Origin of the sequence: Aeromonas sp. D3 (assembly GCF_027705025.1) — a bacterium.
Taxonomy (GTDB): Bacteria; Pseudomonadota; Gammaproteobacteria; order Enterobacterales; family Aeromonadaceae; genus Aeromonas; species Aeromonas salmonicida.
In genome coordinates, this window is record NZ_JAPDBE010000032.1 from 24,897 (window position 1) to 41,488 (window position 16,592).

17 protein-coding genes, 1 tRNA gene and 1 other annotated feature are annotated in these 16,592 nt (G+C 59.6%); of the genes, 7 read left to right on the forward strand and 11 right to left on the reverse strand.

Annotated elements, in window-relative coordinates:
* Window positions 1–147 precede the first annotated feature (147 nt).
* Window positions 148–297: a DUF3149 domain-containing protein gene (locus OKC28_RS16740; RefSeq protein WP_005311880.1), complete on the reverse strand. Its 150-nt coding sequence runs from the start codon at window positions 295–297 to the stop codon at window positions 148–150.
* Window positions 298–490: 193 nt separating this feature from the next.
* The gene (locus tag OKC28_RS16745) at window positions 491–1,369 is read right to left on the reverse strand and encodes a TraB/GumN family protein (protein ID WP_021140524.1); all 879 of its coding nucleotides are present in this window, start codon (window positions 1,367–1,369) and stop codon (window positions 491–493) included.
* A 70-nt stretch (window positions 1,370–1,439) separates the two neighbouring features.
* Here OKC28_RS16745 and OKC28_RS16750 point away from each other — a divergent pair, with 70 nt between their 5' ends.
* Window positions 1,440–1,772, forward strand: a complete 333-nt coding sequence (locus tag OKC28_RS16750) for a DUF1904 family protein (RefSeq protein ID WP_005311886.1) — start codon at window positions 1,440–1,442, stop codon at window positions 1,770–1,772.
* 119 nt (window positions 1,773–1,891) lie between these two features.
* Here OKC28_RS16750 and OKC28_RS16755 read toward each other — a convergent pair whose 3' ends face one another.
* From OKC28_RS16755 to OKC28_RS16790, 8 genes are all read right to left on the reverse strand, one after another.
* On the reverse strand, window positions 1,892–2,722 hold the full coding sequence (locus tag OKC28_RS16755) for an SDR family oxidoreductase (protein ID WP_021140525.1): 831 nt from the start codon (window positions 2,720–2,722) through the stop codon (window positions 1,892–1,894).
* Window positions 2,723–2,836: 114 nt separating this feature from the next.
* Window positions 2,837–4,282: an OprD family outer membrane porin gene (locus OKC28_RS16760; protein WP_021140526.1), complete on the reverse strand. Its 1,446-nt coding sequence runs from the start codon at window positions 4,280–4,282 to the stop codon at window positions 2,837–2,839.
* A 508-nt stretch (window positions 4,283–4,790) separates the two neighbouring features.
* Window positions 4,791–6,734 carry a methyl-accepting chemotaxis protein gene (locus tag OKC28_RS16765; protein ID WP_270690430.1) on the reverse strand — a complete coding sequence of 648 codons (1,944 nt, stop codon included), beginning with the start codon at window positions 6,732–6,734 and terminating at the stop codon, window positions 4,791–4,793.
* Window positions 6,735–6,829: 95 nt separating this feature from the next.
* Window positions 6,830–7,732, reverse strand: coding sequence for a DMT family transporter (locus tag OKC28_RS16770; protein ID WP_270690433.1), 903 nt, complete (start codon window positions 7,730–7,732; stop codon window positions 6,830–6,832).
* A gap of 100 nt (window positions 7,733–7,832) precedes the next feature.
* Window positions 7,833–7,958: an entericidin A/B family lipoprotein gene (locus tag OKC28_RS16775; protein WP_021140529.1), complete on the reverse strand. Its 126-nt coding sequence runs from the start codon at window positions 7,956–7,958 to the stop codon at window positions 7,833–7,835.
* Window positions 7,959–7,978: 20 nt separating this feature from the next.
* Entirely contained in the window at window positions 7,979–9,037 is a 1,059-nt protein-coding gene (locus OKC28_RS16780) for a PQQ-dependent sugar dehydrogenase (RefSeq protein ID WP_270690436.1), read from the reverse strand.
* Window positions 9,038–9,302: 265 nt separating this feature from the next.
* A tRNA-Arg gene (locus tag OKC28_RS16785) sits at window positions 9,303–9,379 on the reverse strand.
* A gap of 50 nt (window positions 9,380–9,429) precedes the next feature.
* Window positions 9,430–10,584, reverse strand: a complete 1,155-nt coding sequence (locus tag OKC28_RS16790; RefSeq protein ID WP_270690438.1) for a flagellar assembly protein FlgT — start codon at window positions 10,582–10,584, stop codon at window positions 9,430–9,432.
* 194 nt (window positions 10,585–10,778) lie between these two features.
* Here OKC28_RS16790 and OKC28_RS16795 point away from each other — a divergent pair, with 194 nt between their 5' ends.
* From OKC28_RS16795 to OKC28_RS16805, 3 genes are all read left to right on the forward strand, one after another.
* Entirely contained in the window at window positions 10,779–11,399 is a 621-nt protein-coding gene (locus OKC28_RS16795) for a FlgO family outer membrane protein (protein WP_005311899.1), read from the forward strand.
* A gap of 16 nt (window positions 11,400–11,415) precedes the next feature.
* The gene (locus OKC28_RS16800) at window positions 11,416–11,841 is read left to right on the forward strand and encodes an LPP20 family lipoprotein (protein WP_159165733.1); all 426 of its coding nucleotides are present in this window, start codon (window positions 11,416–11,418) and stop codon (window positions 11,839–11,841) included.
* Window positions 11,842–11,958: 117 nt separating this feature from the next.
* Window positions 11,959–13,178, forward strand: a protein-coding gene (locus tag OKC28_RS16805) for an IS3 family transposase (protein ID WP_256688064.1) whose coding sequence is annotated in 2 segments (ribosomal slippage) — window positions 11,959–12,307 and window positions 12,307–13,178 — 1,221 coding nt in all. Because the reading frame shifts where the segments join, the coding sequence is not laid out codon by codon here.
* A 58-nt stretch (window positions 13,179–13,236) separates the two neighbouring features.
* Here the strand turns inward: OKC28_RS16805 and pheA are convergent.
* Window positions 13,237–14,409 carry a prephenate dehydratase gene (gene pheA / locus OKC28_RS16810; protein WP_021141201.1) on the reverse strand — a complete coding sequence of 391 codons (1,173 nt, stop codon included), beginning with the start codon at window positions 14,407–14,409 and terminating at the stop codon, window positions 13,237–13,239.
* A gap of 38 nt (window positions 14,410–14,447) precedes the next feature.
* Window positions 14,448–14,570, reverse strand: a sequence feature (Phe leader region).
* Window positions 14,571–14,740: 170 nt separating this feature from the next.
* Here pheA and OKC28_RS16815 point away from each other — a divergent pair.
* Genes OKC28_RS16815 through OKC28_RS16825 form a run of 3 tightly spaced genes read left to right on the forward strand, consistent with a single transcriptional unit; the run spans window position 14,741 to window position 16,564 of the window.
* The gene (locus tag OKC28_RS16815) at window positions 14,741–15,337 is read left to right on the forward strand and encodes an HAD family hydrolase (protein WP_270690445.1); all 597 of its coding nucleotides are present in this window, start codon (window positions 14,741–14,743) and stop codon (window positions 15,335–15,337) included.
* A 31-nt stretch (window positions 15,338–15,368) separates the two neighbouring features.
* Window positions 15,369–15,647, forward strand: coding sequence for a DUF6482 family protein (locus OKC28_RS16820; protein ID WP_059112965.1), 279 nt, complete (start codon window positions 15,369–15,371; stop codon window positions 15,645–15,647).
* Between the two features lie 44 nt (window positions 15,648–15,691).
* A complete protein-coding gene (locus OKC28_RS16825; RefSeq protein ID WP_265458740.1) occupies window positions 15,692–16,564 on the forward strand; it encodes a hypothetical protein in 873 nt (290 codons plus the stop codon).
* The last annotated feature ends 28 nt before the right edge of the window (window positions 16,565–16,592 follow it).

Genomic DNA, 16,592 nt, shown 5'->3' on the forward strand with positions numbered 1-16,592 from the left:
GAATGAGCGGGCATTATAGCGGGCGGGGGCGAGTCAGAAAATGGCAGCCAGCATCAGCCGGCCGACAGGTAGGCACTATTGGCCGATAGACAATGCCAGCCAGGAGACATGGGCAGGCGATCGGGGGGATCGCCTGACGCAGGGGCGTTACTGCTCTTCTTTCGGCGGCTTGGCGCTCATCACCTTGTAGATGAAATAGACCGCATAGGAACTGATCAGCAGGAAGGTGCCGATAATCACCAACATGGACATGAGTCCCACGCTGTTGCCGAACATCAGGTTCATCCAGAATTCCATCTCACACACTCCTGTCATCCCATTGATGGCAGGCATGATAGATACCTCTTTGGGCCTGATGGGATGATCTCGATCAAGTCCCCTTGCGGTTATTTAATCGGCAACCTGATCTGTGAGCCGCCTCCCATTCGGCCCAGTGCGTGTTGGGACAGTCCCCCGGTTTGGCAGGGCCTTCACGCCATGCCCTTGTCGTTTACTTAGCGGCTGGATTGGTGAGCGGCGTGACGCGCCACCCTTGCTGCTCCAGCAGGGCGATCAGGCCCTGGTCGCCGTAAAGGTGCAGGGCACCTACCACGATAAAGCTCTCGTTTGGCAGGGTTGGCCACTTTTTCAGCCAGTTGTGGTTGCGTTCCGCCAGCAGGGTTTGCTCCAGCCAGGCTTGCAGCTTGGGCGGCGCCATCTCCGCTTTCAGCAGGCTGACGAGGGCGGCCTGATCCCCGTCCTGCCAGGCTTTCATCACATCGCGAAAGCCGGTTTCCAGCTGGGGAAGCTCATCCAGGGTGGTGGATAGCATCAGCGTCTGGTTGTCGCCTACGCTGGCAAGATAGCCGAGCTGTTCGAGCAGGGTCTCAAAGCCCACTATGGGCTTGCCACTCTCGGTAGCACGTTTGGCAAAGTGCTGATCCACTCCGAGTGCACTGCTGAAGCCGGTGCGTTCGAGCGCGGCCTGGGTCAGGGTAATGGCGGCAAACCAGGGGCGCAGCGGGGAGAGCATGGTCTCGGTCAGGCCGTTCTGACCGGCGGCTATGATGGTGCGTCGGTAGAGATCGGCTGAGACATGATCCTTGAGCGTCTTGCCATCGGTCAGGCGGGTGATGGTGCCCATATCCTGCCACTGCTCCTCACCTATGTGGGTCAGGTCAGCTTCCATCACCAGGGCATGACTCTGTTGCCAGGCGCGCTCTATGGGGTCGGGCAGCGGATAGAGGGAGGGTTTGCCCGCATGGATGGAGCCCAGCAGCCAGTGCTGCTGGTCGCCCTTGTTCACCCGATAGAAGGCGGGATCGGCAAAGGCGGTCAAAGGCAGCAACAGGCAGAGCAGGAAGGAAATCAGCGTGCGATGAAATCTCATGAGGCACCTTATGTGAGCGGATTGAGTTCTCTATGATAAGTCCTCATTCGTCACAGCCAAGAGGTTTCCCATGCCCCATCTTCGTTTTAGGGCCGTTTCAGTCGATACCCTCCAGCAGATCAGCACCCCTTTGTTGGCTGAGCTGTGCGCCCTCACTGGCGGCAAGCCTGAATTTGTCACCCTGGAGTGTGTCGACAGCAGCTGGGTACGCAATGGTGCGATCGAAGCTGGCTTCCCGTTTGTGGAGCTGGTCTGGTTCGAGCGGCCGCAGGCGATGCAAGATGCCGCCGCCGCGCTCATCACCCGCCATCTGAAGGCGGTGCTGGGGGAGCAAACTTATGTCGTTGTACAGGTGCTGCCCATAGTCAAAAGCCACTACTACAGCAACGGTCAGCACTATTGAGGGGAGTATCGACGTTCATCCTGGCTGCGGGACAGATGGCGGGCAAGGGGCAGAAAGGGGGTCACATCATCAACCGCAGGGCGAGCAGGCGGTGCCACTCACCCTGTGTGAATCAAGGATCAGGCCGACTTGGAGAGGATCCGGTCAAGCCAGCTGCTTGGCAGCAGGCGGCGCAGTATCGCAAACAACCGGGTCGGGAAGGTGACAGGGTAGCGATGCTTGGGGCGCTTGCTCTGCAGTGCATGGAGCAGTGGCGGAATGCAGGCATCGCTTGGCAGCGTGAAGCCGCTGGTGGCCCCTTCTTTTTCCAACCGGGTCAGGGTCTGGCGATAGGCGCCCTGATGACGACTCTGGGCCGGATCGATATGGCGCACGAAGGCGGCGTGGGCATTGGCACGAAAGCGGGTATCGATGGGACCAGGTTCGATCAGGCTGATGTGCACGCCGCTTCCCTCAAGTTCGAGGCGCAGGGTGTCGGTATAGCCTTCAAGGGCAAACTTGCTGGCGTTGTAGGCGCCGCGATACTTCATGGCCACCAGCCCCAGGACCGAGCTGTTCTGCACTATGCGCCCCTCCCGGGCTGCCAGCATGGTTGGCAGTATCTGGCGGATCAGGTGATGCCAGCCAAACAGATTGGTGTCGAACTGGGCACGCAGCGCCTCTGTGGGCAAGTCTTCCAGTGCGCCAGGCTGGCCATAGGCACCGTTGTTGAACAGGCCGTAGAGACGGCCTCCGGCCAGCGCCAGTGCCTCGGCAGCACCCTGCTCAATGCTGGCGGTATCGGCCAGATCCAGTTGTACAGCCAGTAAACCCTGCTGTTGCAGCTGTGCTACATCGTCGGCCTTGCGAGCGGAGGCGATCACGGTAAAGCCGTGGTCACCGAGCGCCTTGGCGGCGGCGAGGCCTATGCCACTGGAACAGCCGGTGATGAGCACGAAGGGGTTGGGCATAAAAATCATCCATGGTGGCGGCCTGAGTGTGGCCAAGGTGGGCATGGTAGCCTGAGTGCGACCAAAAAGAAAACCGGGCCAAGGGGCCCGGTTTGCTGAGGTTGCACCGCCTGCTTACAGTATGGTGAACGGCATTATGATGTGGAACTTGACGTCATGCTCGGAGGCGAAGATGTTGGGGTATTCGGTCCAACCGCCGCCCTGGCTGATGTCGTTGTTGTAATCTGTGTAGTGCAGTTTGAACAGGGTGCCTTTCAGCTTGCCATCTTGCACCGTGTACATGACGTCGAAGTTGGCTGCCCATTCGGTATCTTCACCGTTGGTGGCCTTGGTGCCGTCGCCTTTCTGGATATCCCAGCCGTAGGCGCCGGAGACACCGACGGACCAGCCCGGTGCACCCACCAGATCATCCAGGGAACGGGTCACACCGAAGAACAGGGCTTTTTCGTTGTTTGCGTTCCAGTCGGAGCGGGAGTCCCACCAGATTTCGTTCGCGCCCTGGGAGTTGCCGTAGCCACGGGTCAGACGGGGCAGGTAGTTGCCTTCGCTACCCTCGGCTTTGGTCCACAGACCTTCTACACGGAAGCCGTACGGACCCATGCCCCAGGCGGCGGTCAGGGCTTGCTGCCATGCCATGCCGTCATAAGTTTCGATGTCGGCACCACCCTTCTGATAGGTGTCGGTTTCGGAACCGTAGAACTGGTAGCTGGTGGAGAGGCCGTTCAGCACGTCAAACTTGTGGGCCAGCTTGAAGTGGTAGCTGTCCATGTAGTTTTCGGAGTTACCGTAAGAACCGGTCACGGCTGTGCCGTTTTCGAAGGTATAACGTGCTGCTACACCCTGGATGTAGTCGATGACGTTTTCATCGGCGAACGGATCCATCCATGCCTTGGCACGGGAGAACTTCTGGGTCTCCTTGTACCAGGGGGACTTGTATTCGTCGGCGATGGCGTAGGTCAGGTAGAGACCACCGACGTTACCCTCGATCTGGCCGCCACGGTAGGTACCCGGCTGATAGGACCAGTTCACTCCGATCACGCCCGGTACGTAGAGCTGGGTCAGACCGCCCTTGGCGGTGACGGCGCCGTCCAGTGCTTTCAGTTTCAGGGAGGCGTTGGCCAGGCTGAAGCCACCTTTGGGGGAGCCATCCTTGTAGTTTTCGCCCCATTTGTTGCCGGCGAAGGAGAATTCGTTCTCCTGGTTGACCGCATGGTTCTCGGTCACGGCCAGGTCATAGGCACCAAAACCGCCCACGTCGATACCGACGATATCCCAGGCATAACCCGAGTTGAAGTTGAGAGCGGCTTGAGTGGTGGCGTGGCTCAGGTTGGACTGGTACTTGCCTTCTTTCTTGGCGGCAGTCGGGTCACCATCGATACGCTGACGATCACGCTGGAAGTAGAAGAGGCCACCGTTGAGTTTGCCTTCTTCATAGAATTTGCTGGCGGCGGCGGCATAGGCAGGACCGGCTTCGTCGGCAGCAAATGCCATACCGGGGGCGACCAAGGCGGCAACAACAGCTGCGCTCAATGCGGCACGCTTGAAGATCACTTTTTCCATTTTGTATTGCTCCTGATTTTATGGACTTAGCTTTTTGTCCGGCAGTCAGGCAAGGGCCCGCCGCTCGGTATTGGCATTGCAATCAAGACCCCGTAGGGCAAAAAATTCTTTCTATGTCGGCTGCGGCCGCGACGTCTTGGCACATCTGCGGTGGTGCAGTTCTGTTCATCACATCATTTATTTTTTATGTTCCGATTCTTGGCTATCGGACAATTCCAAGAGTACGTTCGCGGTGCGAAATATCAATGGAAAGTTCCCACCAAGTTTCAAAAATATGACCGAGTGCAAATAATCATGGATCTTGGTGTGGACACTCCCAGCCCACTCATATCGCAGCTGATAGCGTTTTCAAGTGAAATGACCTGCCGATGTGGGCGGATCTCTTACAAGGGGCATAACTTTTTTCGTTAACCTGTATGCAACAGATAATTTTGTGGCACAAAAAAAGATATGCCCCCGCGTTGGGACGCGGGGGCAGGGCATTTTGGAGGGGAGTCCGGCGGCTGATTCAGGCCTGATGGCCGAGGATGCGGGGGATCTGGCTGGCTTGATGATGGATGTGTTCAGACACCTGAACCGAGAGCCGACTGCCCTGGCGGGCGTGCTGGCTGATGCGAGCGATCAGGTCGGCGAAGCTGGCCAGCTTGTGCTCCTGGCTCTTGGCGTTGTCCGCCCCTTGCAGAGCGATGACGGCTGTGCTGCGCGCCATCTCTCTCACCGCCTGGGTGGTCTGGCGCAACTGCTCCGCCTGCTGGCGTTGGGCGGCCGCTTCTGTGGTGATCCGCGCCAGCACAGTGCCGAGTTGATCGCCGGATTGGGTGAGTCGCACCAGGATCTCGGTGATCTGGCCAAGGGATCTCTGGGTATCGGCGGAGAGGTGGCGTACCTCGTCGGCCACTACCGCAAAACCGCGCCCCTGCTCGCCCGCCCTGGCCGCTTCGATGGCCGCATTGAGCGCCAGCAGGTTGGTTTGCTGGGCGATGTGGCCGATCACGTCGACGATGGCGGTGACGTCATCCACCGAACGCTTGAGCTGGGTCAGGGCGCCGTCGCTTTCATCGATGGCAAGACCGGTCTGGGCGGTGGCCTGCAACATGCCCCCCACCAGCAGCTCGCTCTGGCTCATGGAGTGTTCGTTGTGCTGGGCATGCTGCGCTATCTCGGCGGCCACCTGATGGACCTCGCCGGCCAGCTGGTTCAACTCGCTCATCATCAGATCGCTCTCGTCCACCGCCAGCTCGGTCGTACGGGTGCTGTGGTGGATCTCTTCGACCTGATTGACCATGCCCTGCAGGCTCAATGAGACCGCCGACAGTTGGCCCTCTTTCTGCTGCTGATCCAGTTGCAGGCGAACGATAAGCCGGTTGTAGCTCTCGACTATGTCGCTGAGTTCGTTGCGCTCGCGCCCCGGGGGCAGGGTTTCGGCCTGGCCTGTTTCGTCAAGTTGCAGAAAAGCACCGCGCAGCCGCAGCAGCGGTTTGACCAGCCAGCGACGCTGTACCAGTGCAAACAGCAGGGCGACCAGCACCAGACAGAGCGCCAGACTGCCGAGGATGAGAGCCAGCTCCTGGTTGACGGCCTGCCGCCCTGCGGTGAGCTGCGCCCCCATCTCCCCGCTTGCTTGCAGCATGCGCGTGATGTCCTGTTGCACTGCCTGGTGGGCCGCCTGTTGTTGTTGCAGCGCCTTGCGGCTGTTTTCCAGCTCTTGCGGATAGCGCTTGAGCAGGGAGAGCAGTTCGCTGCGCGGCTGGGCGCCGAGCTCTTTGCGCACCGGCTCGCCCAGGGTGAACTCGTCGGCGGGGAGGGCCTCAAACAGGCCAAGCAGCGGCAGGGCGGCCAGTTGCTCAGCCTGCTTTTGCAAGGCGGCGAGCTCGAATTGCAGCCCCTCCAGCAGTTTGGGGCTGGCCTGCTCCATGTAGTTCTGGCGCAGGTGGCCCAGCCCCGGTAGGGCAGCCAGCAGATCGGCCGCCCCTTTGCGGTAAGCCTCGGCACTGGCCTGATCCGTACCCGGATCCATGGCTCCCTGCTGGCCGTAGCGCAGCAGTGCCCTGGCCTGGGTGGTCAGTTCGTTCTCGGCATTTTGCAACAGCCACTGGCTGTTGCCAGAGAGCTTGCCTGCCGCCAGATAATCGCCATCGATGCGCTCTCCCATCTTCTCGAGCAGGGCGCGCAGCGGGGCTGTCAGCTGCTCGTCCTGCTGCGCCAGTTGGCCGAGCGCCAGCTGGCGCACCGTCTGGGCTTCGGCCAGGCGCAGGGGATCGCCGCTGCTCAGGTAATCGCGCAAGGTGCCTTGCAGGGTATCGGTCAGCCGTTGTTGAAGCCGTTCATGTTGATGCTGTGCTTGCTCGGCCTGCTCCAGCTGTTGCCAGCCATGAAACAGGGCGCCGACCTGTACGCTAGCGACCAGCAGCAGTACCAGGGAGGAGAGGGAGGCATAGTGGGCAATTTTCACGTCAGAGTTCCTGCTTGAGTCAGGGGACTGGAAGTCGCCGTGAGCTTAAGCAGGAAAGATGGCGTTTTTATGACATCCGGTTCATGACTGAGAAATCATGACAAGGACGGTGCAGCGGGCTCCTCCTGCTTGCGGGCCGCAGGCGACTTGCCCAGCATGCCAAGGAGGGCCCCACCCATGATGAATGCCCCGGCCAGCAGGTGGCGGGAAGTCAGCTCCTCTCCGTTGAGCAGCACCAGCAACAGTGTGCTCAGCAGCGGTGTCAGGTAGGCAAGCGCCCCGATGCGGCGCGGATCCCCGTCCCGCAATGCCAGATACCAGGTAACGAAGGCCGCTCCCATGGGACCGAGGGCGAGCCCGACGATGAGCCACCAGTCGTCGGCGGGGATCTGCGCAATGGGTAGCGGCCCTTCCAGCCACCAGGCGAGCAGCAACGCCAGTAGCCCGGCGGGCAGGCAGGCCGCCGCCGTCACCACGGCCGGTGCAGGTGGCAGACGGCGGGAAAGCACCGAATAGGCCCCCCAGATGATGGCGGCACCCAGTGCCAGCAGGTAGCCCGGTAGATAGGTGACCTGCAGTTGCAACTCGCCGTTGACCATCACCAGTACGGATCCGGCCAGACCGAGCGCGCCGGCCAGCAAGTGACGGCTGTGCAGCGGGTGACCGGGCAGCAGCAAGGGGGTGAACAGTATGATGAACAGGGGCCAGAGGTAGTTGATGAGGTTCGCCTCCAGCACGGGGGCGTGCCGAAAGCTCATGAACAGCAGCAGGTGATAGAGCAGCAGCGCTGTGATGGTCACCAGCCAGCTGACCGGACGGGCCCGCCACTGGCGCCAGAACGGCAGGGCGCCGACACCACAGAAAAACAGCACCAGGCCCACCAGCACCAGTGGCGACACGCTGGTGACCCGGGAGGTGAGCGCCGCCAGCGAGGCCCACAGCAGTATGGTCAACAGCGCAAGGCCGGTGGACTTGTCCCACCACGAAGAACCCGCCATCCAACACTCCTTTGCAAGATGAATAAGATGAATAAAAAGAGGGCCAGTCTAGCAGACTGACCCTCCCTCCTGACCATCCCTGTTTTGGTCTGGTTGTCGATTATTTACTGGCTGAGCGCTGGATCACTTCCCCCGCTTTTTCGATATCCCTGCCGACACCACTGACGGTGTTGCAGCCCATCAAGAGGGCGCAGCAGAGCAGCAGCCCATATTTCATCTGTTTCATCTTGTCTCCTCCCTGATGAGCTAGGGCATCAGTTTCAGCAAGCGTCCGTCAGGGGCATCGGTTAGCAGATAGATGGCGCCATCCGGTCCTTCTTTGACGGTGCGGATCCTGGCACCCAGCTCGGTCAGCAAACGCTCTTGCGAGACTATCTTGTCTCCCTCCATCTTCAGGCGCAACAGGGCCTGACCCCGCAAGGCACCGACCAGCAGGTCTCCCTGCCACTCCTTGAACAGGGTGCCTTGATAAAATGTCATGCCGGAGGGGGCTATGGAGGGGACCCAGATCCACTTCGGCGGTACCATGCCGGGGGCCGCAGTGCCCGAACCAATTTTGCCGCCGCCATACTCTTCGCCAAAACTGACTCTGGGCCAGCCATAGTTGCGACCGGGCTGGATCAGGTTGACCTCATCGCCACCCTGGGGACCGTGTTCGTGTGCCCAGAACAGGCCTGTGACGGGGTGCAGGGCAGCCCCCTGCATGTTGCGATGACCCAGACTCCAGATCTCGGGCAGGGCCCCGGTTTGCTGCACAAAGGGGTTGTCTTGTGGCACCCGGCCATCGAGATGCAGGCGTATGGTCTTGCCCAGGTGGTTATCGAGGGACTGGGCCTGATCTCGCCCCCGATAGCGATCTCCCAGCGTGATATAGAGGTAGCCATCGTCCCCCGTCAGCAGCCTGGAACCAAAGTGGGCACTCCCTCCCATTTTCGGCTGCTGGCGAAACAGCAGTTGCCACTGGTGCAGCCGGTCATCTTGCAATCTGGCACGGGCCACTGCCGTGCCAGCACCGCCCTGACCCGGTTCGCTGTAGCTCAGATAGATCCAGCCCTCCTTGTCCTGGGCCAGGTCGAGCAATCCCCCCTGGCCGGCATTGGCGATGGGAGGCAGTCCCTGCACCGCATGGCGCTTCCCTTGCGGGTCGATGCGCAGCAAACGGCCTGTCCGTTCGCTGATCAGAAACTCCCCGCCAGGCAACAGCACCAGACCCCAGGGATGGGAAAGCCCCTCGACCAGCGGGGTCAGGGTGATGGCCCGGACAGGCGCTATCAGACAGAGCAACACTACCAGCAGCCTGAACATGTGGGCCTCCTCTACAGTGAGCGGTCAAAATACAGGTTTCCGGGTTGGGTCAATATCGCTGAAGATCGCTGAAGTATAGAGAGACGTGACAGAAGAATCAGGAGCAATGGGCCCCTGTACGAGCCGGGATTTAGGGAGTGTCTGTCAGATGTCTGGTGTGTGTTGACGGAGAAGGGGAGTGAAAGGTTTGCGCTTTTGGGTTGACGATGAAGAGTTCATACAACAAGGGGTTAGCACCATGAAGATACTAACCCCTTGTTTTATATGGTGCTCCCGACTGGAGTCGAACCAGTGGCCTGTCCCTTAGGAGGGGACCGCTCTATCCTACTGAGCTACGGGAGCTTTGTGGCGGGCATTATACAAGAAGCCGCTCCCTTTTAAACCCTTGATTCTTATTCCAATACTGCCAGATCCCCGATCTGGATGTTAAACGGTGAATATTTGTTCTGGCTGCTGATGATGGCACCATCCTCGAACACCTGTACCACTTCGAACAGGCCGTCGGCCGGGTTGCGCATCATGCGGGATTTGCCGTAAGGATCGATGAAGTCGGTGCTGTGCTGGATCCTGTACTGATCCCCCAGCCTGACGCCGTTGCGCCGGCCGAGATTGATGTGAGGGCCCCGCTCGTTCTGACCTATCACCCGGGCGGTGACAGGGGCGCAGTTCAGCTGGGCAACCAGATCCTGCACCGCTTCCTGCAACTGATAATTCACCTCCTGGCCATAGCTCGATTGCCAGAACTGGCCGCTGCTGCTGCCGACCTGATCCCGCTTGCCGAAGGTCCAGTTGGCACGCCCCTGATACTCCTTGCGGCTGATCAGGCTGCCGTTGATGCCATCGAACAGGTAGAGCTGCATGCGAAAATTGCGGATGGGGTCTTCATACCAGCTGGTCAGCTGGTTGCCCTGAGGCTCGAGGGAGAGGTCGTCTATGCTGCCGAGCACCAGATACTGGCTGTCGGTGCGCAGGCTGAGGGCCTTGATCTCCTCCAGGGCGCTGCGATCTCCCTGTTGCAGGTGGAGCGGGTCGATGCGCAGGTTCTCGTCCAGCCACTGACGGGCTGCCACGCCTTGCGGTGCGTTGGCCAGGGTCTCGAACATGCGGCGTGACAGGTTGGCGGGCATGTCGTCGAGGGCGCCGTAGCTCGCCTGATCCGGATAGCGCAGCCGCAGCCGTACCAGTGTCAAATCCTTGGCGTAATGCTGGGTCTGGCAGATCTGGCGCTCGGCCTGGATATCGGCCTGTACCGTGATGTACATGCGGCCGTTGCGCACCTCTTCCCGTTTGAGCCGGTACTGGCGAATGTCGCCACCGGAGCGGATCTGGATCTGCTCGGAGCGCAGGCTGCCGTTTTCCAGGCGCTGTATGCTGGAGACGGCAGCACCGCTCGCCAGCAGGGCCTGGCGCAGGGCGTCGCGGGTCGCCTGCTCACGGGCATAGGCCTCGTCGCCCCCCAAAATGGCGGCACTGCCCTGGGCTTCGATAAGCTCGGCCCGGGCTGACAGGCTGGCCAGCAGCAGGATTAACAGCAGCGGTAATTTCATGACAAACACCTTGAATATGCGGGTCGGCGCATTCACTCCTGTCGAAGTGACAGCGCCGGCCGATACAGACCACAGAACCGTGTCAGTTGCACAGCACACTGCAAATCAAAAGCAAGATTCATGCCTCATTCCTGACTCAAGCTTTGGCCGGTCGAACCGATAACGAATCAGGTGCAGATACAGGAAAGGTATCCATGAACAAACTCATCACGGCGTTGGCCCTTGCGCTGGCCCTGACCAGCTGTAGTTCCGACCCCATCAACCGGGATCAGGGTGACCCTCGCCAGGCCGCTGCTGGCATGGAGCTCAACTGGCTGGTGGCCCGCATGACCGATCAGCTGATGGAGCGCAAGTCGCTCACGACCCTGACCGAGCCCATCGCTGTCTCCTCCTTCGTCGATCTCGATACCCTGCAGGACACCAACTGGATGGGGCAGCAGATTGAGGAGAGCTTTATTTATGAGCTGAATCGCCGTGGGGAAGTGGTGGTGGACTTCAAGATGACCGGCAGCATCAAGGTAACCCCTCAGGGTGACTTCGTGATGAGCCGCAATTACAAGGACCTTTCCCCCCGTCTGCCCATCTCCCGAATCCTGACCGGCACCTTCAGCCGCAATGGCAAGGGGATCCTGGTCAATGCCCGCATCATAGATCTGCGGACCAAGATGGTGGAGACCACAGCCCAGAGCCTGATACCGCAAAAATACCTGTTTGGCGCCAACAATTCGTTCGGCCGGGCCTCCATCAACCGTGGTTATCTGATGCGCGATAGTCAGGCGCGTCCCGGCGGCCATCTGGTCAACCTGACGCCCTGATATAGGAGTGAGCACAATGAAAATCCTGTTTGGATGCCTGCTGGTCCTGCTGCTGACCGCATGCAGTGGCAATCGGGTGGTCAACTATGGTGGCAACAACAAGCCAGATGACTTCCCGGTGCTCAAGGCGGTCGGTTATGCGGTGATCGATATCCAGCCCGGCCCGTCCCAGTCAGAGAAGATGCTGCAAGCCATCCGGGCCTCCAAGATGGATGCCTACCGCGAGCTGGCTGAACAGCTTAATGGCCAGCAGGTGCGCGGGCAGAGCAGCTACAAGGACCTGACCCAGACCTCCAACTCGCTGGATGTGTCCGTGGCCGGCATGGTGCGCGGCGCCCGGGTGGTGGCCTCCTATCCCCGTGGAAATACCTATGCCACCGAGATGGAGCTCGATACCCGTGCCCTCTACAACATCAACCAGTTGATGGCGGGTCAGTTCTGACGACGTGCCGAGCTAAGGTAAAAACAAAAAAGGCGAACATGATGTTCGCCTTTTTTGTTTGCAGTGTCCCGTCCTGAATATGGTTTACACCTTTCCCCCACATAAACGGAGAGCCCGATGGGACAAGGTGTGAAACGGACACAGCGCGATTACTCGCTGACTTTTAAACTGGCGCTGGTCGAGCAGATTGAAAAAGGCGAGCTCACCTACAAACAGGCTCAGGCGCGTTATGGCATTCAGGGCCGCTCCACCGTTCTGGTATGGTTGCGTAAACATGGTCGGCAAGATTGGAGCCAGGGGGCTTCTGTGCGCGCCGGCAGGAGCATCACCATGCCTGACCACGACAACCAGACGCCCGAACAGCGAATCAAGGAGCTCGAGCAGCAGCTGGCGCTGATGAGCCAGAAGGCCCAGTTCTTTGAGGCCGTCGTCGATGTGCTGAAGAACGACTACGGCGTCTCCATCGTAAAAAAGCGACCCGGCAAGTCCTCTCGCAGCGGCAAGTCGAGAGGCTGACCATCGTCAGGGCTTGCCTGTTTCTGGGGATAAGCCGTCAGGCTTACTACAAGCGCAATCGGGTTGCAGACGTGCGCCATGCACAGGGGCTGCAGGTGGTGCGCTTCGTGCGTCAGGTACGGCTGCGACAACCGCGGGTCGGCACCCGCAAGCTGCATTATCTGCTTCAGGGTCAGGATGATGTGTGGCTCAAGGTCGGGCGGGACAGGCTGTTTCAGATATTGGCCGAGCACCGCCTGCTGGTGCCGCCCAGGCGTGCGTATCACAAGACCACCCACAGTTTTCACCGTTTCTACCGTCATCCCAACTTGCTCAAGGCGGGGCCGGAGCAGATCACACCGGTGGCCCCGGAGCAAGTCTGGGTCGCCGACATCACCTATCTACCAGCCAGGAGTGGGCCACTGTACCTGAGCCTGGTGACAGATGCGTACTCACGCAAGATAGTGGGCCATCACGTGCACGAAGGGATGCACGCGGAGTCGGTGGCGATGGCATTCAAGAAAGCACTGAAGCAACGGCGTGGCGGCGAGGGGCTTATCCATCACTCGGACCGCGGCGTGCAGTATTGCTCGGGCCTGTATCAGTCATTGCATGAACGGTACGGGGTGAGATGTTCGATGACCGATGGGTATGACTGCTACCAGAATGCGTTGGCGGAGCGGGTGAACGGGATTTTGAAAGGAGAGTTGTTGTTGCAAAGCCCGCAGGACCTGGCGCAAGCGCGGGAGATGGTGCGTGAGGCGGTGGATATCTACAACGTGGAGCGGCCGCATCATGCGTTGAAATACAGAACCCCCGATGCAGTACATCGGGGGTTCTGAGTGGAGAAATGCTAGCCGAAAATGTGTAAACCTATTTCAGGACTAGACACAGTTACGGTCAGTTGCCCATCAAGACCGGCGGCACTGTGGTCGGCTTGACGTCTTCGCTCGGGTAGCAGCCAAGCACCTTGATGTAGCGGGTGAGCTTGGTCAGCTCGATCAATGCGGCTTGCATGGCCGGCGTCTGCAGGTTGGCGGAGACATCCAGATAGAACATCTCTTCCCAGGGGTTACCCTGTACCGGCCGGGATTCAAGCTTGGTCATGTTGATCTCGTTGTTGCGCAGCACCAGCAGCGCTTCCACCAGGGAACCCGGTTTCTGGGAGGTGGACATGATGAGGGTGGTCTTGGCCGGAATTTGCGGCGCTACGTCGATGGGCTTACGCGCCACTACGATGAAGCGGCTGTAGTTCTCCTTCTGGTTGGCGAGCTGTTCGGCCAGCACGTTCAGGCCATAGAGCTCACCGCCGGCCGCGCTGCCGATGGCGGCGGCATCGGGGCTGGCCAGCTCTTTCACCTTCATCATGGCGCTGGAAGAAGAATCACAGATCTCGTGGCGTGCCCCTTCCAGCTTGCTGAGGTAGTGGGAGCACTGCTGGAATACCTGGGGGTGGGCATAGAAGGTCTTGATGCGACCCAGCTCTGTCGGCACTGCGGTGAGGATGCAGTGCTCTATGGGGTAGGTCAGCTCACCGACGATGGAGAGGCTGGTGTGCTGCATCACATCGTACACCTCGTTGATGGAGCCCGAGCTGGTGTTCTCGATGGGCAAGACGCCAAAGGCGGCGCGCCCTGACTCCACAGCATCCAGCACCTCGCGGAAGTTCTGGCAATTCACCTCTATCACCTGATCCTTGTAACGGGCCAGATACTTGCGGGCCGCCAAGCTGGAGTAGGAGCCTCGCGGGCCCAGATAGGCGACGCTGGTCATGGGCTCCTGCTGCTCCGGGTTGAGCAGGCTCTGCAGATAGGCCTGCTGGGAGAGAACCGAATCTTCGATGATGGTGTGGTAGATGCGGGTGATGTACTGGGCATCCAGCCCCAGCAGCCGGCCCTGCTGGATCAGGGCGACCAGCAAGTCCTGCTCGCGCTGGGTATCGCGAATGGGACGGGGATTGGCCTGCTTGGCACGGGCGACCTCGATACTGAGAGTCTTGCGCTTGGCCAGCAGGGCAAGCAGCTCCTGATCCAACCGGGTGATGTCTTGTCTGATCTCGTCGAGCGTAGCCATGATTGTTCCCTATCCAAGTAATCGATTGTTGTAGCTGCAAAAAAAAGCCTCCACTAGGGGAGGCTCGATTCGTCTTTGGTTGCTGTTCACGCGACGACAGGGCCTTCCCTCATGTGGGCCGGATAAACGAGAAAGCAAAGAAGAATGGTGCGTGCATGGGTCTTGTCCTGAAAATATCGTCATAACCATTAAGGGATTTGGACCCGGGATGCAAGTAAAACTTGCCCGTGGGGTGCGAACGGAGCAGGGTATTTGCTGGCGCTGGCCGGGGCGCTAAAGAGCTGGATTGGTACTGTCAGCCTGGCGGCAGAGGCATATGGAGGAAGTGAACATGGCGATTATTTTCGATCTGGGGCGGGTAGTGGTGAGCTGGGATCCTGTGGCCATAGTGAGTTCGGTGCGAGGGCCGGGCGGCGCTGAGGCGCTGGCGGAGCGGCTGTTCAACCACCCGGACTGGCTGGAAGTGGACAGGGGCACGCTGTCACTGCATACCATGGCCCGTCAGGCGCAGGAGCGTACAGGTTTGTCAGCGGCAGAGAATCTCACCATTTTGCAGGCTGTGCCTGCTTCGCTCGTGCCGGATCCCGCTATGCTGACCCTGATAGCCGAGCTGCATGGCGCAGGCCACACTCTCTATGCGCTCTCCAATATGGGTCATGCCAGCATCGACTGGCTGGAGCAGCAGCCGTTCTGGCGCTTCTTCAGCGGCAAGGTGGTGTCGGCGCGGGTGCGGATGATAAAGCCGGAGCCGGATATTTACCGCTACCTGCTGGTGTCGTTTGATTTGAAGGCCGACGAGTGTCTGTTTATCGATGACAGCCCCGCCAATGTGGCCGCTGCCAAAGCGCTGGGGATCAGGGGCATGGCGTTTACCGATGCGCACAGCTGTCGTCAGCAGCTGGTATCGCTGGGTTATCTGCCCGGTTGAGCTGACTGTCAGGAATGCTCGAGGAGAAGTCATGGAGCATGGCCGGTTTCGCAATTGGTTGAGTCACTATCCGGATGCCGGCTTGCTGATTGCCTGCCAAGATGGCAGCGGTTACCAGCTCTGCGTCGATGTGGATGGCGAGATGCAATGTCTCACCGACAGTGAGGGGGCACGGCTGACATTCGGCTCCCTCGAACAGGCCGAAGGCTTTCTGCGAGCACACAGAGTGCATCAGGCGAAACTGCGGATTTATGACTCCATCCAAGATGAAAATGAAGATAATTGTCATGAAATTATAATTAAATTCTGATTAAACTTGTTTTTTAAGGGTGTATTCAGGATTGCACCGGCACAATGGCCGCCAATTCATCATCCGGTGCTGTCGTTATGGCTGCCAATATAGTTGTGCTGAATCGAGGATACGATCAGACCTTTCAGACCAGGGAACAGTCACTTATCGAGACCCTGGCCAGTTACGGCGAGCTGGTGGTCTCCTTTTCTGGCCGACTGGAATCCTGCTACAGCATGGATTTGTGCCGTGCCAGCGGCGTCCGGATCCGGGCCATCACCCTGGACAGCCCGACCCGCCACCGCAAGGAGATAGCGCGGGCCAAGCGCTACTGCCAGCGCTACAGTATCGAGCAGATCGTCATCAAGACCGACGAGATGATCTTCTGCGATCATCTGCGTCACCTCAACGAGGTCATCGACCCTGTGCGCTATATCTGCCACCTCATGGCGCAGGAAACCGACTGGAGCCATCTGCCCATGCTGTTGCCCGCACCGGTCGAGGAGCAACAGGAGTACCTGCGTCGTTTTGGCAGCCTGCCGGCCAACACCCTCTGGCTGTTTGCCGAGCAGGGCATGACCCACAGGGATTTTCGCTATGGTTTCAACAAGCGACAATTGGGGCGCTGGGGCAAGAGTGCTTACGGCTGCTTGAGCCGCCGCTTCTCCGATCCCGAGCTGGTGGACAAGCATCATCTGCGGATGGTGGACATGGCGGAGCAGATGCTGGCCGACATGGGGTTGGAGGAGGCGCAGGTGTTCTTTCATACCCTCTCCGATCAGGCGACCACACTGGCGCGGGTGAGGGTGCCACCGAAGCTTCGTGCTCAGGCCTTTGATCTGCAACCGGATATCCTCAATGCCCTCAAGAGCACAGAGTTCGATCTGGTGACCCTGGACATGGTGCAGGAAGAGGAGCGACAGGAGTCTCTACGCTGAGACGAGCGCCACGGCAGAGGGCAAGAAC